Annotated in this window: 28 protein-coding genes; all 28 read right to left on the reverse strand. The window is 52.7% G+C overall.

From position 1 onward, the window contains the following. Positions 1-7 precede the first annotated feature (7 nt). Positions 8-1,381, reverse strand: a complete 1,374-nt coding sequence (gene secY / locus BS29_RS11975) for a preprotein translocase subunit SecY (protein ID WP_229953881.1) — start codon at positions 1,379-1,381, stop codon at positions 8-10. Positions 1,382-1,610: 229 nt separating this feature from the next. Beyond that, positions 1,611-2,165, reverse strand: coding sequence for a 50S ribosomal protein L15 (gene rplO, locus BS29_RS11980; RefSeq protein WP_229953882.1), 555 nt, complete (start codon positions 2,163-2,165; stop codon positions 1,611-1,613). A 45-nt stretch (positions 2,166-2,210) separates the two neighbouring features. After that, positions 2,211-2,390, reverse strand: a complete 180-nt coding sequence (gene rpmD / locus BS29_RS11985) for a 50S ribosomal protein L30 (protein WP_108810501.1) — start codon at positions 2,388-2,390, stop codon at positions 2,211-2,213. 6 nt (positions 2,391-2,396) lie between these two features. After that, positions 2,397-3,137, reverse strand: a complete 741-nt coding sequence (rpsE, locus tag BS29_RS11990) for a 30S ribosomal protein S5 (protein WP_229953883.1) — start codon at positions 3,135-3,137, stop codon at positions 2,397-2,399. Position 3,138: 1 nt separating this feature from the next. Continuing rightward, on the reverse strand, positions 3,139-3,492 hold the full coding sequence (gene rplR, locus BS29_RS11995) for a 50S ribosomal protein L18 (protein ID WP_229953884.1): 354 nt from the start codon (positions 3,490-3,492) through the stop codon (positions 3,139-3,141). Positions 3,493-3,495: 3 nt separating this feature from the next. Then, on the reverse strand, positions 3,496-4,029 hold the full coding sequence (gene rplF / locus BS29_RS12000; RefSeq protein WP_229953885.1) for a 50S ribosomal protein L6: 534 nt from the start codon (positions 4,027-4,029) through the stop codon (positions 3,496-3,498). Continuing rightward, positions 4,029-4,424 (reverse strand): 30S ribosomal protein S8, encoded by a 396-nt coding sequence (gene rpsH, locus BS29_RS12005; protein ID WP_109356552.1) that lies wholly within the window; start codon positions 4,422-4,424, stop codon positions 4,029-4,031. The genes rplF and rpsH overlap by 1 nt, the downstream gene beginning before the upstream one ends. Before the next feature lie 12 nt (positions 4,425-4,436). Further along, positions 4,437-4,742, reverse strand: a complete 306-nt coding sequence (rpsN, locus tag BS29_RS12010; protein ID WP_229953886.1) for a 30S ribosomal protein S14 — start codon at positions 4,740-4,742, stop codon at positions 4,437-4,439. Positions 4,743-4,810: 68 nt separating this feature from the next. Next, positions 4,811-5,386 carry a 50S ribosomal protein L5 gene (rplE, locus tag BS29_RS12015; protein WP_229953887.1) on the reverse strand — a complete coding sequence of 192 codons (576 nt, stop codon included), beginning with the start codon at positions 5,384-5,386 and terminating at the stop codon, positions 4,811-4,813. Beyond that, on the reverse strand, positions 5,379-5,699 hold the full coding sequence (rplX, locus tag BS29_RS12020; RefSeq protein ID WP_229953888.1) for a 50S ribosomal protein L24: 321 nt from the start codon (positions 5,697-5,699) through the stop codon (positions 5,379-5,381). The genes rplE and rplX overlap by 8 nt, the downstream gene beginning before the upstream one ends. A gap of 2 nt (positions 5,700-5,701) precedes the next feature. Next, positions 5,702-6,070, reverse strand: coding sequence for a 50S ribosomal protein L14 (gene rplN / locus BS29_RS12025; RefSeq protein WP_074204535.1), 369 nt, complete (start codon positions 6,068-6,070; stop codon positions 5,702-5,704). A gap of 61 nt (positions 6,071-6,131) precedes the next feature. Continuing rightward, complete coding sequence (gene rpsQ / locus BS29_RS12030; RefSeq protein WP_109356549.1) at positions 6,132-6,443, reverse strand: 30S ribosomal protein S17; 312 nt, start codon at positions 6,441-6,443, stop codon at positions 6,132-6,134. A gap of 9 nt (positions 6,444-6,452) precedes the next feature. After that, positions 6,453-6,665 carry a 50S ribosomal protein L29 gene (gene rpmC / locus BS29_RS12035; protein ID WP_229953889.1) on the reverse strand — a complete coding sequence of 71 codons (213 nt, stop codon included), beginning with the start codon at positions 6,663-6,665 and terminating at the stop codon, positions 6,453-6,455. Positions 6,666-6,669: 4 nt separating this feature from the next. Beyond that, positions 6,670-7,101 (reverse strand): 50S ribosomal protein L16, encoded by a 432-nt coding sequence (gene rplP, locus BS29_RS12040; protein WP_207987482.1) that lies wholly within the window; start codon positions 7,099-7,101, stop codon positions 6,670-6,672. Between the two features lie 24 nt (positions 7,102-7,125). Beyond that, positions 7,126-7,821 (reverse strand): 30S ribosomal protein S3, encoded by a 696-nt coding sequence (rpsC, locus tag BS29_RS12045; RefSeq protein WP_109356546.1) that lies wholly within the window; start codon positions 7,819-7,821, stop codon positions 7,126-7,128. A 3-nt stretch (positions 7,822-7,824) separates the two neighbouring features. Further along, positions 7,825-8,208, reverse strand: coding sequence for a 50S ribosomal protein L22 (gene rplV, locus BS29_RS12050; protein ID WP_109356545.1), 384 nt, complete (start codon positions 8,206-8,208; stop codon positions 7,825-7,827). Then, positions 8,208-8,483: a 30S ribosomal protein S19 gene (gene rpsS / locus BS29_RS12055; protein WP_108810515.1), complete on the reverse strand. Its 276-nt coding sequence runs from the start codon at positions 8,481-8,483 to the stop codon at positions 8,208-8,210. Before rpsS ends, rplV begins: the two co-directional genes overlap by 1 nt. A 2-nt stretch (positions 8,484-8,485) precedes the next feature. Beyond that, positions 8,486-9,322: a 50S ribosomal protein L2 gene (gene rplB, locus BS29_RS12060; protein ID WP_229953890.1), complete on the reverse strand. Its 837-nt coding sequence runs from the start codon at positions 9,320-9,322 to the stop codon at positions 8,486-8,488. A 5-nt stretch (positions 9,323-9,327) separates the two neighbouring features. Further along, on the reverse strand, positions 9,328-9,636 hold the full coding sequence (locus tag BS29_RS12065) for a 50S ribosomal protein L23 (RefSeq protein ID WP_229953891.1): 309 nt from the start codon (positions 9,634-9,636) through the stop codon (positions 9,328-9,330). Beyond that, positions 9,629-10,255, reverse strand: a complete 627-nt coding sequence (gene rplD, locus BS29_RS12070) for a 50S ribosomal protein L4 (protein ID WP_109356542.1) — start codon at positions 10,253-10,255, stop codon at positions 9,629-9,631. Before rplD ends, BS29_RS12065 begins: the two co-directional genes overlap by 8 nt. Positions 10,256-10,258: 3 nt before the next feature. Then, a complete protein-coding gene (rplC, locus tag BS29_RS12075) occupies positions 10,259-11,125 on the reverse strand; it encodes a 50S ribosomal protein L3 (RefSeq protein WP_229953892.1) in 867 nt (288 codons plus the stop codon). A gap of 213 nt (positions 11,126-11,338) precedes the next feature. Continuing rightward, on the reverse strand, positions 11,339-11,650 hold the full coding sequence (rpsJ, locus tag BS29_RS12080) for a 30S ribosomal protein S10 (protein ID WP_108810519.1): 312 nt from the start codon (positions 11,648-11,650) through the stop codon (positions 11,339-11,341). Between the two features lie 125 nt (positions 11,651-11,775). Continuing rightward, entirely contained in the window at positions 11,776-12,966 is a 1,191-nt protein-coding gene (gene tuf / locus BS29_RS12085; protein ID WP_229953893.1) for an elongation factor Tu, read from the reverse strand. A 153-nt stretch (positions 12,967-13,119) separates the two neighbouring features. Beyond that, complete coding sequence (gene fusA, locus BS29_RS12090; protein WP_229953894.1) at positions 13,120-15,213, reverse strand: elongation factor G; 2,094 nt, start codon at positions 15,211-15,213, stop codon at positions 13,120-13,122. A 152-nt stretch (positions 15,214-15,365) separates the two neighbouring features. Beyond that, positions 15,366-15,836: a 30S ribosomal protein S7 gene (rpsG, locus tag BS29_RS12095; protein WP_109356539.1), complete on the reverse strand. Its 471-nt coding sequence runs from the start codon at positions 15,834-15,836 to the stop codon at positions 15,366-15,368. Between the two features lie 24 nt (positions 15,837-15,860). Continuing rightward, on the reverse strand, positions 15,861-16,232 hold the full coding sequence (gene rpsL, locus BS29_RS12100; protein WP_067198316.1) for a 30S ribosomal protein S12: 372 nt from the start codon (positions 16,230-16,232) through the stop codon (positions 15,861-15,863). 182 nt (positions 16,233-16,414) lie between these two features. Next, positions 16,415-17,695, reverse strand: a complete 1,281-nt coding sequence (locus BS29_RS12105; RefSeq protein ID WP_229953895.1) for an alpha/beta hydrolase family protein — start codon at positions 17,693-17,695, stop codon at positions 16,415-16,417. Between the two features lie 336 nt (positions 17,696-18,031). Next, positions 18,032-18,481 carry a (2Fe-2S)-binding protein gene (locus BS29_RS12110; RefSeq protein WP_229953896.1) on the reverse strand — a complete coding sequence of 150 codons (450 nt, stop codon included), beginning with the start codon at positions 18,479-18,481 and terminating at the stop codon, positions 18,032-18,034. Positions 18,482-18,484: the final 3 nt, after the last annotated feature.

Here is an 18,484-nt window from a genome sequence, read left to right on the forward strand (position 1 = left end):
AATATTGTTAGCGCCGACGACGACCGCCTTTAAGTTTCGCCTTTTTGAGCAGATCCCCATATTGCAAGGCCAGCAAGTGGCTTTGAATCTGGGTCACCGTGTCGACCGTCACATTAACGATAATCAGCAAACTGGTTCCGCCAAGGAAGAAGATCGGCAAATTGGTCTGAGCCATGACATATTCAGGCAGCACACAAACAAAGGCCAAATAAGCGGCACCAACCACGGTAATACGTGTCAGAACATAATCAAGATAGTCCGATGTATTTTTGCCAGGACGAATGCCAGGTACGAAGCCACCGTTTTTCTTGAGATTTTCAGCTGTTTCTTCGGGATTGAACACAACCGCCGTGTAGAAGAAACAGAAGAAAATAATGCCGGCTGCATAGAGCGCCATGTAAAGCGGCTGCCCATGAGCAAGATATTGGTTTAACGCGATGATAAAGTCCCCGCCCGCACTTTCGCCCGCAGTCGTATTTCCGGCAAACTGGCTAACCGTCAGCGGCATCAACAGCAGTGAAGAAGCGAAAATCGGAGGAATCACGCCTGCGGTATTCACCTTCAAAGGAAGATGGCTACGATCCGCCTGCATCACGCCATTTTGCGTGGCGCGCTTGGGATATTGGATTAGCACACGTCTTTGCGCACGTTCCATGAAGCTGATGAACAATACCAAGCCAACGACCATGGCGATCAGACCAACGATGGTCAAAGCGCCAACCGAACCAGTGCGGCTGCCTTCCATCAGGTTACCGACGAAAGTAGGCATTTGTGCCACGATACCGGCCATGATGATCAGTGAAATACCGTTACCAATACCGCGGCTTGTAATTTGCTCGCCAAGCCACATCAGGAACAGGGTACCGCCAACAAGACTGATCACTGCACCAACGCGGAAGCCCATGCCGGGGTTCACAACGGCCTGCAGGCCGGATTGCGAGGCAAAGCTTTCCAAGCCAACGGCAATGAAATAGCCCTGAATCGCCGTCAGACCGACCGTACCATAGCGCGTATATTGGTTGAGTTTTTTGCGGCCCGCTTCGCCATCTTTCTTGATCGCGGCCAAGGTAGGCGACAGCGCCGCCGCCAGTTGGACGACAATCGATGCGGTAATATAGGGCATGACGCCCAGCGCGATAAGGCTCATCCGCTCGAGCGAACCACCTGAAAATGTATTGAAAATGTCAAGCACACCACCGCGTGTTTGATCATAGAGATCCGCCAGTACGACAGGGTCAACACCGGGAAGTGGTACGAAGCTGAGCAGGCGGAAAACCACCAATGCGCCCAGAGTGAACCAGATACGTTTACGCAGTTCGGTTGCTTCCCCGAACTTTGCCAGGCTCAAATTTGCTGCGACCTGATCGGCTTTTGATGCCATTTCTAAACTTCCTTGCCCCGCAATATATCGCTTAACACGACACGATATTGAAACTACTGTGCCCCGGCGAAGGCCGGGGTCCATCTCCTAACGTTGCCCTTGCACGACAGCTTTGGAGATGGATTCCTGCTTTCGCAGGAATACTGTCTGCCCCATATCGGATTTTAATAAGCTAATGACAAGGGGCCAGCAAAAAGAAGGGCCTCGCGATAGCGAAGCCCTAACTGAATCAATCTTTCTTTTTGGCCCGATTGGCGGCCTTTTTCTCTTTAGCTGGCTTGGAAGGTGTTGCCTTCTTTTCGCCTTTTGGACGGTGAGCCGCTGCGCCAGCAAGAATTTCGACCTTGCCGCCTGCTTTTTCCACCGCTGCGACAGCCGCTTTGGAAGCGCCAGCAACGGCGATGGTGATTTTCGCTTTGATTTCGCCTTTGGCCAGCAGACGTACGCCGTCTTTGCCACCGCGGGTCAAACCAGCTGCATTCAAAGCTGCCTGATCCAGCGTGCCTTTGTTGGCAAGCTTTTTGCTGTCGATGAACTTCTGGATCATACCCAGATTAACTTCAGCATAGTCGGTGCCGAACGGGTTGTTGAAACCACGCTTTGGCAGCCGCATGTGAAGCGGCATCTGGCCACCTTCAAAGCCGTTGATGGAAACACCGGAGCGAGACTTCTGGCCCTTTTGACCACGTCCGCCGGTTTTGCCTTTACCGGAACCAATGCCGCGGCCAATACGGGTACGCAATTTGCGCGCGCCGTCATTATCTCTAATTTCGTTCAGTTTCATGTCGTGTACTCGCTTTCGCTTTTATTCGCACGGTCGTTTCGGGTTTTACCCTTCAACAACCTCTACAAGATGGTGCACCTTACGGATCATGCCGCGCACTTCCGGTGTGTCTTCCAGTTCGGATACACGGTGCATTTTATTCAGGCCCAGGCCGATCAGCGTCTTGCGCTGTTCTTCCGGGCGACGGATTGGCGAACCAACCTGCTTGATTTTTACTTTAGCCATTATGCCTTACTCCGTAACTGCTGCAGCTTCGGCCTCGGCCTCAGCTTCAGAAGCGCCGCCGCGGCCAAGCAGATCGGCAACTTTCTTGCCGCGCCGCTGGGATACAGCCTTGGGGCTGGTCTGTTCACCAAGCGCCACGAAGGTTGCCCGGATCATGTTATAAGGGTTGGATGTTCCGTTGGACTTGGTCACCACATCGGCAACACCAAGGCTTTCGAAAACCGCACGCATAGGACCACCGGCAATGATACCGGTACCCGGAGGCGCCGAACGCAAGGTCACGTTGCCTGCACCAAACTGGCCTTTGCCATCATGGTGAAGCGTACGACCTTCCCGCAAAGGAACGCGAACCATTTTCTTTTTCGCAGCAGCGGTTGCTTTGGTAATCGCTTCAGGCACTTCGCGTGCTTTACCCTTACCAAAACCGGCGCGGCCTTTGCCGTCGCCAACCACAACCAGAGCAGCAAAACCAAAGCGCTTACCGCCTTTTACGGTTTTGGAAACACGGTTGATGTGAACCAGTTTCTCGATCAGCTCTTCGCCCTGATCCTGATCCCGGCCACCACGTCCACGGCCACGACCGCGTCCGCCATCACGACCACCGCGTCCACCGTCACGTCCGCCGCGATTGCCGCCACGTCCTTGGCGTTCATTTGGGCGCTCTTGCTTTTGCTCCACAGGAGCCGCTTCAGCTGGTGCCGCTGATTCAGGGGCTTCTGCGCCTTCTTTTTTCGTTTCATCAGCCATATTAAAACTCCAATCCGCCTTCGCGGGCCGCGTCGGCAAGAGCCTTTACACGTCCGTGGTAAAGGAAACCGCCGCGATCAAAAATTACTTCCTTGATGCCGGCCTTTTTCGCTGCTTCTGCAACGCGCTTGCCAACATCCGCTGCCGCTGCACTATCGGCACCGGTTTTCACTTTGGATGCTTTGTCGATTGTTGAAGCAGCGGCAACTGTCTTGCCCTCTGCGTCATCAATGACCTGCGCATAGATATGACGACCTGTGCGGTGCACAGACAAACGAGGTTTTGTGAGCCCGCGCTTCCGCAATTTGGTGCGAACGCGTTGCTGACGCCGTTTGAATAGAGAAATATTAGCCATGGCTTATTTCTTCTTCCCTTCTTTGCGGAAAACATATTCGCCGCGATATTTAATGCCCTTGCCTTTATAAGGCTCCGGTTTGCGCCAGCGCCGAATTTCTGCGGCAACCTGACCAACCTGCTGTTTATCAATGCCCGAAATTTCGACCGTGGTCTGATCCGGTGTCTTGATGGTGATGCCTTCTGGAATGTCGAAATCGACATCGTGGCTGAAACCCAGCTGCAGGTTCAGGGTCTTGCCCTTAACCGCTGCACGGTAACCAACGCCGCTGATTTCTAGCACCTTGGTAAAGCCTTCGGTCACACCGTCGACAAGGTTCTGAACCAGTGTCCGCTGCATGCCCCAGTAAGAGCGTGCGCGCGTGGTCTTATTTGCCGGGGTTACCAACAAACCGCCATCGCTCAGCTCATAGGTCAGATCATCAACCATAGGGGTTGAAAGTTCGCCCTTGGGTCCTTTGATCTTTACCAGACCGTCATCCAGAGTGGCGGTAACACCATCAGGAATGCTTACTGCTTTTTTGCCGATACGAGACATTAGAACACCTCTGCGAGTACTTCGCCGCCGACATTCTGCTGGCGCGCTTCTGCGTCAGACAAAACACCTTTTGGCGTCGAAACGATTGTGATGCCCAGGCCATTGCGCACTGATGGCAGTTCCTGTGAACCGCTGTAGATACGACGACCAGGCTTTGAAACGCGGGCCACGTGGCGGATAGCCGGCTCGCCTTCAAAATATTTCAGTTCAATACGAAGACCAGGGTGCTTGTTCACCTCTTCTTCGCTGTAGCCGCGAATATAACCTTCGCGCTGCAGAACTTCGAGAACAGCACCGCGCAATTTGGAAGCAGGTGAAACCACACTGTCCTTACGTGCTTGCTGTCCGTTACGGATGCGGGTGAGCATATCACCCAAGGGATCGGTAAAAGCCATATTATCTTCCCTTTACCAGCTGGATTTCGTTACGCCGGGGATAAGGCCTTTATTGGCCATATCACGCAGCTCGATGCGGCAGAGACGGAACTTGCGGTAATAGCCGCGTGGACGCCCTGTGGTTTCGCAGCGGTTACGCACGCGGGTTGGATTACCGTTGCGCGGAATTTCCGCCATTTTAAGACGCGCCATCAAACGCTCAGTCTCATCAAGAGACTCATCGTTGGCCATCGCCTTCAACTTCGCATAACGACCGGCATATTTCTTCACCAGCTTCTTGCGACGTTCGTTTTTATTAATGGAACTCAGTTTCGCCATGACTTAAGTTCTCTTCCTTTCTTGCGTGTCTCCGAAAACCGGAAACTTAAAAAATTGTCTCTCGCGGATTATGCCGCTGCTTGCTCTTCTTCCTGCGGGAACGGGAAACCGAACAGTTTCAAAAGCTCACGAGCTTCATCGTTCGTTTTCGCGCTAGTCGTCACGATAATGTCCATGCCGCGCACCACGTCGATGTCGTCATAGGCAATCTCAGGAAAAATAATCTGCTCTTTAATGCCCATGGCAAAGTTGCCACGACCATCAAAACTCTTTGGGTTCAGACCGCGAAAGTCACGAATACGCGGCATAGCCACCGTAATCAGACGATCGAGAAATTCGTACATCCGCTCACGGCGCAATGTCACTTTACAACCAATCGGCATGCCTTCACGCAGCTTGAATGTCGCGATTGACGTCTTGGCTTTGGTAATGACAGGCTTCTGACCAGCAATCAGTTCCATTTCAGCCGCAGCTGTCGTGGCTTTCTTCTTGTCCTGGCTACCTTCACCAACACCCATGTTCAGTGTGATCTTGGTGATCTTTGGCACTTCCATAGCATTGGAATAGTTGAACTTTTCCTGCATCGCTTTGACGATCTCATCGTCATATTTTTTGCGCATGCGTGGCAAATATTTATCAGCCATCGACTTTCTCCCCGGATTTCACGGCCACACGGACCATCTTTCCGTCTTTCTCTTCAAAGCGAACCCGTGTCGGCTTGCCATCTTTAGGATCGGCCAGAGCAACCTTGCTGATGTGCATTGGTGCTTCACGGCGTTCCAGACCACCTTGCGGGTTGGCCTGTGTCGGTTTGCGGTGACGCACAGCTACATTGGCCCCAGCGACGATAACTTTATCGTCTTTTGGCATAACCTTGGTCACTTCACCGGACTTGCCCTTGTCCTTGCCGGACAGAACAACAACGGTGTCACCCTTTTTAATCTTTGCATTGGCCATGATTATAGTACCTCCGGCGCAAGGCTGATGATTTTCATGTGCTTCTTGGCGCGCAGTTCGCGAACCACAGGGCCAAAGATACGCGTGCCAATAGGCTCCTGCGCATTGTTGACCAGCACAGCGGCGTTGCTGTCGAAGCGGATAACCGAACCGTCTTTGCGGCGGATATCTTTCTTCGTGCGTACGATCACAGCCCGGTGAACGTCACCTTTTTTGACCTTGCCGCGCGGAGCCGCTTCCTTGATCGACACAACAATAATGTCGCCAACGCCAGCAAAACGGCGCTTGGAACCGCCCAGCACCTTGATACACTGCACGCGTTTGGCTCCGCTATTATCAGCGACCTCCAAGTTCGATTGCATCTGGATCATGGATCCATTTCCTTCTTCATTCCGCCCCGAATGTTCGGAGCACAGTTAAACTTCGTCAGCTTCAGCTTTCGGCTTTGACTTCGCCTTCGTCTTCAGCAGTAATTTCAGCAACCTTTGGTGTTGCAGGAGCAGCAGCAGCGCCAACCCGTTCCAGCACCTTCCAAGTTTTCAACTTGGAAATCGGTTTTGTTTCCTCAATGCGCACAGTTTCACCAGTGCTCATCTCGTTCTTTTCGTCATGCGCGTGATATTTTTTCGAACGACGCATAATTTTCCCGTAAAGCGGATGCTTCACTTTGCGTTCGACATTGACGACAATGGTCTTATCACCTTTGTCTGACACTACCGTGCCGGTGAGAATACGTTTTGGCATATCGGTTCCTTACGCCTTTTCTGCGACGGCGGCTTTCGCGCGCTCGTTCTGCAGGGTTTTAATCTTCGCAATCGTGCGACGCACTTCGCGTATCCGACTTGGCTTTTCGAGCTGGTTGGTCGCAGACTGAAAGCGCAGGTTAAATGCCTCGCGCTTCAGCTCGCCCAGATCGCTTTCAAGCTGATCGTCGGTTTTGGTCCGCAAATCTTCTGTCTTGCTCATGTCCTTAACCTTCCAAATGTGACGTATCGCCAAGGCGAGCCACAACTTTTGTCTTGATAGGGAGCTTCATCGCCGCACGCTCGAAAGCAACCGCAGCAATTGGGCCAGGAACACCATCCAGTTCAAACATGATCCGGCCTGGTTTTACCCGGCAAGCCCAATATTCAACCGAACCCTTACCTTTACCCTGACGAACTTCTGCTGGTTTCTTCGAAACCGGCACGTCTGGGAAGATACGGATCCACAAACGACCTTGCCGTTTGATGTGACGGGTGATCGCACGGCGAGCCGCTTCGATCTGACGCGCGGTGATCCGCTCTGGCTCCATGGCTTTCAGACCGTAAGAACCGAAGTTCAGCGTCGTGCCGCCTGGCGCCTTTCCTTTAATCCGGCCCTTATGAGCCTTCCGGAATTTTGTTTTCTTTGGTTGCAGCATGATGCTTTACCTATTCCCTAAAAATCAACGAGAGGGGCGAACGCCGGAAGTTTGCGCTTCCACCATCAACCGATCCTGAGCCATCGGGTCGTGACCCAATATCTCGCCTTTGAAAATCCAGACCTTGATACCGATAATGCCGTAAGCGGTAAGCGCTTCATGTTCAGCATAGTCGATATTGGCGCGCAGCGTATGGAGCGGCACGCGGCCTTCACGGTACCATTCAACGCGGGCAATTTCTGCTCCGCCCAAACGGCCACCACAAACAATTTTAATACCTTCAGCACCTAGACGCAGAGCGGACTGAACAGCGCGCTTCATCGCCCGGCGGAAAGCAACACGGCGGATCAACTGATCACCAATGCCCTGTGCCACCAATTGCGCGTCAACTTCTGGCTTGCGAATTTCAACAATGTTCAAAGAAACATCGCTGGAAGACATTTCACTGAGCTTGCGGCGCAGCTTCTCAATATCCGCGCCTTTCTTACCGATGATAACACCGGGGCGAGCCGCATAGATGGAAACGCGGCAAGTCTTGGCCGGACGCTCGATCACAACCTTGGAGATCGCAGCCTGTGGCACGGTTTCCAGGATATATTTGCGCATCTTGATGTCTTCCATCAAGAGGTTGCCGTAATCAGCACCTTCCGCATACCAGCGGCTGTCCCAAGTCCGGTTAATCTGCAGGCGAAGCCCGATAGGATTACTCTTTTGACCCATGGTTTACGCCTCTTCTTCTTCATGCTCACGCACAACAATGCGCACGCGGCTAAATGGCTTGATGATCTTGGCAGAGCGGCCACGTGCGCGGGCTTTCCAGCGCTTCATGGTCAGGCTTTTGCCAACACTGGCTTCCTGAACGATCAATGCGTCAACATCCAGATTATGGTTGTTTTCTGCATTGGCGATGGCGGAAGCGAGAACCTTGCTCACATCTTTGGCCATGCTCTTTTTAGAGAAGGACAGGATGTTCAAAGCGTCTTCTGCTTTCTTGCCGCGGATCAACTGTGCAACAAGGTTCAGCTTTTGGGCAGAACCACGAATGGAATTGCCAACAGCCAAAGCTTCATTGTCGCCAACGCGGCGGGGTGATGATGCCTTACCCATTATTTCTTGCCTTTTTTGTCAGCGCCATGGCCGTAATAGTTACGCGTAGGAGCGAACTCGCCAAGCTTGTGGCCAACCATGTCTTCATTCACGGAAACCGGAATGAATTTTTGACCGTTATAAACATTGAAAGTCAGCCCAACAAAATCAGGGAGAACCGTAGAACGACGCGACCATGTCTTGATCGGCGAACGCTTGCTAGCTTCCTGAGCGTCTTGCGCTTTTTTCAGCAGATGGAGGTCAACAAATGGACCTTTTTTGATGGAACGAGCCATGCTTACCTCTTCTTCTTCGCGTGACGCGACCGGATGATCATCTTGTCGGTCGTTTTATTCTTACGGGTACGAGCGCCCTTGGTTGGCTTGCCCCATGGTGTCACTGGGTGACGACCACCGGAGGTCCGACCTTCACCACCACCATGCGGGTGATCGACAGGGTTTTTCGCAACACCACGTGTCAAAGGACGACGGCCCTTCCAACGGGTGCGGCCCGCTTTACCGAAATTCTGGTTCGAGTTGTCGGGGTTAGAAACCGCGCCAACCGTGCCCATGCAATCGCTGCGGATATAACGCTGTTCACCTGAGTTCAGGCGAACGATAACCATGCCGCGGTCACGACCAACAATCTGGACATATGTACCAGCAGAGCGAGCAATCTGACCGCCCTTGCCTGGCTTCATTTCCACATTGTGGATGATCGTACCGATTGGCATCTGCGACAATTTCATCGCGTTACCAGGCTTCACGTCAACTTTTTCACCAGCGATGACAGTGTCACCAACGGCCATACGTTGCGGTGCCAAGATGTAGCTCAGCTCGCCGTCATCATATTTGATCAAAGCAATGAAAGCCGTCCGGTTAGGATCATATTCGATCCGCTCAACCGTTGCCGAAACATCGAACTTGCGGCGCTTGAAGTCCACCAGACGATATTTCTGCTTATGACCACCAGCGATACCGCGAGAGGTCACATGACCTTTGTTGTTGCGGCCGCCAGTTTTGCGCTTGCCTTCGACAAGTTTCTTGACGGGCTTGCCTTTCCACAGGCCGCTCTTGTCGACCAGGATAAGACCACGCCGTGCGGGACTTGTCGGTTTATAGGATTTTAATGCCATTGCCCTTAAACTCCCGTGGTGATGTCGATCGTCTGGCCTTCAGCCAGCGTGACAACAGCCTTTTTAACATCGTTGCGCGTGTAGGGACGACCCTTCCAACGCTTGGTTTTGCCCTTTTGCACCATCGTGTTCACGCCTTTGACTTTGACATCAAACAGCGCCTCGATAGCGGCTTTGATCTGCGGCTTGGTTGCGGTGTTCGCAACTTTGAAAACCACAGCGTTATTTTCGCTGAGCAAGGTTGATTTCTCGGTGATGTGTGGGCCGACAATTACGTCATAGTGACGAATGTCTACTGCTTCTTTTTTAGCCATTGAAGCGTGCCTCCAGCTTTTCAACCGCAGCGCGTGTCAGCACCAGGGTCTCATGGTTCAAAATGTCATAAACATTGGCACCAGCAGCGGACATCACATTGACGCGTGGAATGTTGTTCGATGCTTTAGAGAAAGCATCATTCACATCATCACCATCCATGACCAGTGCTGACTTGCCAAAACCGAGCTTCGTAATATTGGCCAGAAGAGCCTGTGTTTTGGCTTCTTTCATTTCAATATTCTCAAGCACGATCAAGTTGTCGTTCTTTGCTTTGTCGGACAGCGCCATTTTCAGACCCAGTGCGCGAACTTTCTTGTTCAGCGATGGGTTGAAGTCACGCTTGCGAGCACCGTGGGCTTTACCACCACCAACGAAGATAGGTGCACGGCGATCACCATGACGAGCAGTACCACCGCCCTTTTGGTTACCGAACTTCTTACCGGTGCGGGCAATGTCACTACGCTCACGCGTTGGACGGGCCGTGCCGCGTGCTTTTTCACGTTGCCAGTTGACGACGCGGTGCAAAATGTCTGCGCGCGCTTCCAAACCGAACACGTCATCATTCAAATCGATGTCGCCTTTGGCTTTTGCGTCGAGGGTTTTCACTTTCAATTTCATGGCTTAGCCCTCCTTCCCTGCATCATCTGCAGCATCAGATTTTTCTTCTGCTGGTGTTTCGGCAGGTGCTTCAGCTGGCGTTTCCGCTGCTGCTGCTGCGATTTCTTCATCGGTAGGACCGGTTGGCGCTTCGATCGCTGCATCGGCTTCGATCATGCCTGCTGGCGCATCTTCGGTCGCTGTTTCATCCGCGTTACGGCGCATGGCACCCGGGAATGGAACACCTTCGGGAAGAGCCACTTTCACGGCATCTTTAACCAGCAACCAGCCACCTTTGGAACCGGGAACGCTGCCACGCACAAAGATCAAACCGCGAGCGGCGTCTGTACGGACGATTTCCAGATTTTGTTGCGTGCGATTGCGCGCACCCATGTGACCGGCCATCTTCTTACCTTTGAAGACCTTGCCTGGATCCTGGTTTTGACCAGTCGAACCGTGCGCACGGTGAGAGATGGAAACACCGTGGGTTGCGCGCATACCGCCGAAGCCCCAACGCTTCATGGCACCGGCAAAGCCCTTACCTTGTGTCACACCTTGAATATCGACCATCTGACCAGCAATAAAGTGGTCAGCCGTGATTGTTGCGCCAACTGGGAGCAAGCCTTCTTCGCTCTCAACCCGGAATTCAGCAACACGAGCCTTTGGCTCTACTTCTGCTTTTGCAAAAGCTTCACGTTGTGGTTTGTTTACATTTTTCGCTTTACGGGCACCTGCACCAAGCTGAACAGCAAAATAGCCATCCGGATCCTGTTTGCGGGCTCCAACAACCTGACATTCTTCCAGGGAAAGAACGGTTACCGGCACATGCCGACCATCTTCCTGGAACAAGCGGGTCATCCCCATTTTTTTCGCGATCACGCCAGTACGCACGATCATTTCTCCTTACAGAGGCCCGGTCGCGGAATTGCCAGCGGGCGTGTTACAAAATACAAAGCCCCGAATTTTCGAATATCGCCCCGTCCGGGCTAAAGCGTTTGCCTGATCCAAAGATCAGGTAAACTAGACGGGGGACACATGACCCAGTTTGAACTGGCGGTTTCCCATGTCACCATTGCTCCATTCAGAGCAATGTCGTCACTCACATTAAGCGAGCTTAATCTCTACATTCACACCTGCAGCAAGGTCGAGCTTCATCAAAGCATCGACGGTTTGCGGCGTAGGCTGCACGATGTCGAGCAACCTTTTGTAAGTCCGGACCTCAAACTGTTCACGTGACTTTTTGTCAACGTGTGGGCCGCGGTTTACGGTAAATTTTTCGATGCGCGTTGGCATTGGGATCGGTCCACGGATAAGCGCGCCAGTGCGGCGAGCTGTGTCAGCGATATCGCCGGTCGCCTGATCGAGAACCCGATGATCGAATGCTTTCAAGCGTATGCGAATATTCTGCGTTTCCATAAGAACCTATACCAATGTCAAAGAGCCAAAAATAAACCGCCCCGATTTTCTCTCTCAAAAAGAAGCCGGAGCGGCGAAAAACTGGCCGCCCGAATCAGTGACCCGGGCGGCGATGCAGTCCTATATTACTTTGTTACGGTGCTGACAACCCCAGAACCGACGGTGCGACCACCTTCGCGAATAGCGAAGCGAAGACCGGAGTCCATAGCGATTGGCGCAATCAACTTCACGTTAATTGTCACGTTGTCACCAGGCATAACCATTTCCGTACCTTCTGGCAGGATAACTTCGCCGGTCACGTCCGTTGTACGGAAGTAGAATTGTGGGCGATAGTTAGCGAAGAATGGCGTATGACGGCCACCCTCGTCTTTCGACAACACGTAAACTTCTGCACTGAACTCTGTGTGAGGAGTGATCGAACCAGGCTTACAAAGAACCTGACCACGCTCAACTTCTTCACGAGCAACGCCGCGGATCAAGGCACCGATGTTATCGCCAGCTTCACCGCTGTCGAGCAACTTACGGAACATTTCAACGCCGGTAACCGTTGTTTTCGAGGTATCTTTGATACCAACGATTTCAACTTCGTCGCCAACATTCACAACGCCGGTTTCAACACGGCCGGTAACAACCGTACCACGACCAGAAATTGAGAACACGTCCTCGATTGGCATCAGGAAGTCCTGGTCAACCGGACGGTCGGGCTGTGGAATGTGCTCATCAACAGCAGCCATCAGCTCAAGAATTTTCTCTTTACCGATATTGTCGTCACGGCCTTCGAGAGCAGCCAGAGCAGAACCAGCAACGATGGGAATATTGTCGCCATCGAAGTCGTAAGAAGAAAGAAGTTCACGAACTTCCATTTCAACGAGCTCAAGCAGTTCTTCGTCGTCAACCTGATCAACTTTGTTCATGAAAACAACAAGAGCAGGAACGCCAACCTGACGAGCAAGCAGGATGTGCTCGCGAGTCTGTGGCATTGGACCGTCAGCTGCGTTCACAACCAGAATAGCACCGTCCATCTGAGCCGCGCCGGTGATCATGTTTTTAACATAGTCAGCGTGACCCGGGCAGTCGACGTGCGCATAGTGGCGGTTGTCTGTTTCATATTCAACGTGTGCCGTTGAAATGGTGATGCCGCGCTCACGCTCTTCCGGCGCCTTGTCAATGTTCGCGAAGTCTACGGCTTCACCGCCGCCAGATTCAGCAAGCACTTTCGTGATCGCTGCAGTCAGCGTGGTTTTACCGTGGTCAACGTGACCGATGGTGCCGATGTTGCAATGCGGCTTATTGCGTTCAAACTTCTCTTTTGCCATTTTTTCTTACCTCTAATTTCTATCGTCTTGATAGTCTGTGCCGCGCTTTGGCGAGACTATCCAAATCTGTCAACACCCTTTTAACCTCTAGGCTTTTTTCTTGAGCCAGAACCAAAAGGTAAGCGCGGTTACTCGTAAAAAGAGCAGCGGCGATTAAGCCATCTTCTCCTTCAATTCTTCAGCGACATTATTCGGCACCTGCTCATAGTGAGAAAATTGCATCGAATATTGTGCACGGCCCTGCGTGAAAGAGCGCAACTCGTTCACATAACCAAACATATTGGCCAGTGGGACCATCGCGTCCACAGCCTGAGCGATACCGCGCGTGTCGGTACCCTGGATCTGGCCACGGCGAGAGTTGAGATCGCCGATCACGTCACCAAGATAGTCTTCCGGCGTAATCACTTCGACTTTCATGATGGGCTCAAGCAGTTTGATGCCAGACTTCTGGGCCGCTTCACGCATTGCAGCGCGCGCCGCAATTTCAAAAGCCAGCGCCGAAGAGTCAACATCATGGAACGCGCCATCATAAACACGAATGTTAAAGTCGATGATCGGAAAGCCAATCAAAGAACCGGTTTCAGCCGTTTCACGCATACCTTTTTCAACTGACGGGATATATTCCTTTGGAATGTTACCGCCCTTGATTTCGTCTTCAAAGGTAATGCCTTCACCGCGCTCACCAGGCGTGACTTCAAACTTGATACGCGCGAACTGACCGGAACCACCGGACTGCTTCTTATGCGTATAGTCAACATCGACAGCCTTGCCGAGCGATTCACGATAAGCAACCTGCGGCGCACCAACATTGGCCTCCACCTTGAACTCACGCTTCATGCGATCGACCAGGATGTCAAGGTGAAGCTCGCCCATGCCTTTGATGATCGTCTGACCGGATTCATGGTCCGTCGATACCCGGAAGCTTGGATCTTCCGCCGCGAGACGATTAAGCGCAACGCCCATCTTCTCTTGGTCAGCCTTGGTTTTTGGTTCAACCGAAAGCTCGATAACCGGATCCGGGAATTCCATCCGCTCGAGAATGATCGGATCTTCTGCGGCACAAAGCGTGTCACCGGTGGTGGTGGTCTTCATGCCGGCCAGAGCAATGATGTCACCGGCAAATGCTTCTTCAATGTCCTTACGGTCATTGGAGTGCATTTCCAATATGCGGCCGACTTTTTCCTTCTTGTCCTTGACCGAGTTGAGCACCGTGCCTTTTTCCAGCTTGCCGGAATAGATGCGGGCAAAGGTCAAAGTACCAACGAAAGGATCGTTCATGACTTTAAAGGCCAGCGCCGCAAATGGTTCGTCATCGCTTGATGGACGCGTATCTTCGGTTTCACCGTCCAGCTTGACACCTTTAATGGCATCAACGTCGAGCGGGCTTGGCATATAATCAACTACCGCGTCGAGCAGTGGCTGAACGCCTTTGTTCTTAAAGGCCGAACCACAAAGCACAGGAACAAAGCTTTGGTTCAGCGTGCCTTTACGGATGAGCGCTTTCAAAGTCGCTGCATCAGGCTCGTTGCCTTCCAGATATTGTTCCATCACGTCATCGTCCTGCTCAACAGCAAGCTCGATGAGCTTCTCGCGATATTCAGCCGCTTGGTCAGCCATATCTTCTGGAATTTCACCATAAGAATATTCAGCGCCAAGATCTTCGTTCTTCCATGTAATCGAACGCTGGTTCACCAGGTCAACCAGACCAACCAGGCTCGCTTCGATACCGATAGGCAGATACAAGACAGCTGGGGTCGCGCCGAGACGCTCAACGATGGAGTTTACGCAGAATTCAAAGTTCGCACCGGTCCGGTCGAGCTTGTTGATGAAGCACATCCGCGGCACCTTATATTTATCAGCCTGACGCCATACGGTCTCAGACTGTGGCTCAACGCCGGCAACGCCGTCGAAACAGGCAACCGCGCCATCGAGCACACGCAAAGAACGCTCAACTTCAATCGTGAAGTCGACGTGGCCTGGTGTATCAATGATGTTGATCCGGTGCTCAGGACCCTTGCGGTCTTCGGCATTCCAGAAACAGGTGGTCGCAGCAGAGGTAATGGTAATACCACGCTCCTGTTCTTGCTCCATCCAGTCCATCGTCGCCGCGCCATCATGCACTTCGCCGATCTTGTAGGACTTACCCGTATAATACAGGATACGTTCCGTTGTGGTCGTTTTACCAGCATCAATATGGGCCATAATGCCAATATTGCGATATCGTTCGAGCGGATGGCTGCGTGCCATAATCTTTACTCCAGAATTAAGGGGCCCCAATTAGCGCCGCCCCTATAGTGAAACGGGCCAGCGATGACCAGCCCTGATTAGTTACAAATACAACAATGTGAAAAGCGCAGGAATTTACAGAGGCTCTGCAACCCCTGCGCCTTTATATAATGTTACCAGCGGTAATGTGCAAATGCGCGGTTGGCTTCGGCCATCTTGTGCGCATCTTCCCGCTTCTTCACCGCATTGCCGCGATTGTTGGAAGCGTCCAGGATCTCACCGGACAGACGCGCCGCCATGGTGGTCTCGCTACGTGCACGAGCAGCAGCAATGACCCAGCGGATCGCAAGAGCCTGAGCACGCTCGGGACGCACTTCGACAGGAACCTGATAGGTTGCACCACCAACACGGCGAGAGCGGACTTCGATGCCCGGCTTCACATTGTTCAGCGCATCATGGAACATCTGCAGCGGATCTTTTTTCGCTTTGGCTTCTACGCTATCCAGCGCGCCATAAACGATGCGTTCTGCAACAGATTTCTTACCATCCTGCATCAGGTTGTTCATGAATTTGGAAAGGACCTGATCCTTAAATTTTGGATCAGGAAGGATTACCCGTTTCTCGGGACGACGACGACGTGCCATATTATATAACTCCTATCTGACCGATTACTTAGGACGCTTGGCGCCATATTTGGAACGGGATTGCTTCCGGTCCTTAACGCCTTGCGTATCAAGAACACCGCGCAGCACATGGTAACGCACACCGGGAAGGTCGCGCACACGGCCGCCGCGAATGAGAACAACGCTATGCTCCTGAAGGTTATGACCTTCACCTGGAATATAGCTGATGACCTCACGCTGGTTGGTCAGGCGAACCTTGGCAACCTTACGCAGAGCGGAGTTTGGTTTCTTTGGAGTCGTTGTGTAGACACGGGTGCAAACGCCGCGCTTCTGCGGGTTGGCTTCCATGGCCGGCACTTTGGACTTCGTCTTCTGTGGCACCCGCCCTTTACGGACGAGCTGATTAATCGTTGGCATAAAGTCTTCACCTTATTGGATCTAGATAAACTAGGGTTACTCTCACGGCCAAATCGCCGAAAGTGTTTTGCCTATGTAAGTTTTCTGCGGGTGTGACGGATCACACCTGAGCAGAAGCGCGGCCCTTAGCGGGGATTCGGGTGGGGGTCAAGGGGTGGCATGCCTTGATACAAGCGAAATGATTATCGCACGATGCGCGCGCGGCCGTAGGGGTCGTTCAGCATGTCCTCCGCCCAGTCGGCCAGGAGCCGAAAATATCCGTCCGCGATTTTTGTCAGCTGCCGCGAACCATTGTCGTCTTGCTCAAACTCCCACATGCCGTGATCCGTATCGGGAAACATGAAAATGTTTACCTCCTGCCCATTTTCCCGAAGCTCACGCAAACGATCCAGCGTTTCAGCCACAGGTGCCTCCCGGTCTTCTTCGGCCAGAACCCATAGCTGTGGTATCTTTACCTGCCGCAATATCGCCATAGGGTCGTGGGACCAATCAACATTAAGGCCATCATATTGTGGGATGCCATTTTCCCGCAGGTCATCAACGGACTTGCTCAGCAGAACGCCAGTATAACCGCCTTTGACTTTCTCAAACCACGGTTCCTCGCCATATAAGCGCTGTACCTCGGCCAGTTGGCCCAGGCCTTCCCGATATCCGGTCGAGGCAACTTTGGCGGTCGCGTCAGTTATCCGCTTTGCCTTGCGCAGCACATCATCGCCATAGCCGACATCGCGCAGCTCTTTTTGAACCTGTGCGGCGTCTTCCTCTTTCATATTGATCGCCAGACCATAGCCGATGCCCAGAAAATCCGCCTTGGCTCGATTGGCCGCCATCGGCGCGATCCAGCCGCCCTGGCTCACGCCGATCAGACCAAAACGCCCGAACCGCCCGACCGCGAGCCGCCTGGCTTCCGAGGCTGCGGCAACCAAATCATCGGCCAGTTGCGGAAAATTTTGAGAATATTTGCCTTGCGAAAGACCTGTGCCACGCTTGTCATAGACAAAGACCGAGATCCCTCTGGCCGCCAGCATATAGGGATAGCGAACCCTATCAATCCAACCCAGAGGTTCCGAGCCATGAGCAAAGACGACCAATGGCGTCTGTTTGGAAGCATCCAGCGGTTCGATCAACCGGCCGGCCAGCAATACACTTCCGGCGTTAATCAGCGTATCGGTTTGCACCAGCGGAACTTTTTTCCAGATATCTGACCTATTGACCTGCACCGCGCCGCTCATGCAGGCAACTCGAGCATCAGGCGTGCCGATTTTGCCAACCTCACCATTGTCGAAACTATATCGGAATGTATTTTCGCGCTTTGTGATAACCACAAAGCCTGTACCATCCTTGCGGTAAATACCGACTTCGCAATCGTTGGCTTGGGATTGCCGGTCTTGCGCGTACAATTGAACGCCTGGCATGGCAAATAGGGTGGCTGCAACCAAACAGGCTTTTGACAGGATTTTCATATGAGGCTCCAATTGCCAGAGTAGAGTTACCCTGCCTCACTGTATTATTAAGGTAATACGGATAGGTCAAGTTTTCATCCGTCATTTGAGATGAAGCGGCTGGTTTAATTTCGAAGCGTATCCGAAATTTGATCATTTCCTATCGGGACGGTGCCGCTTCCTGTCTGCTGGCGGTGCGCACAAGGACTGCGCCCAAAGCGGGCCGAACATCGACGGCAGCGGATATCCATGCCTCGCCTGTGCAAGGCCCTCCGTCGGCAACTGTTGAAAACGAACATAAAATGGCATTGCGAAACGATGTTCGCGAAAACCGCCCTATCTATCCAATCACCGGCTTTAACCAGCCGCCTCCTTAATTGCCCGGCGAATGCTCATATAAGTGGCGCAGCGACAGATGTTTCCGCTCATTGCAGCATCGATATCTTCATCACTCGGATTTGAATTTTCCGCCAACAAAGCTGTGGCCGCCATGATCTGGCCCGATTGGCAATAGCCGCATTGCGGGACATCATTTTTCACCCAAACCTCTCGGATGGCGTCGGCCGCACTTCCGGTTACACCTTCGATAGTTGTTACCTTGGCGCCTTCAAGCGTATCATGCGCCGTAATGCAGGATCGCGTGGGGGTGCCATCGACATGCACAGTACAGGCACCGCACTGCGCAACGCCGCATCCAAATTTCGTGCCGGTCATTTTGAGATGATCGCGCAAGACCCAGAGTAAAGGTGTACCGGGCGCTGCATCCACCGTTTCGTCTTTTCCGTTGATGTTCAATGTAGTGGTCATGGC

This window comes from Parasphingorhabdus litoris DSM 22379 (assembly GCF_020906275.1).
GTDB classification, from domain to species: domain Bacteria; phylum Pseudomonadota; class Alphaproteobacteria; order Sphingomonadales; family Sphingomonadaceae; genus Parasphingorhabdus; species Parasphingorhabdus litoris.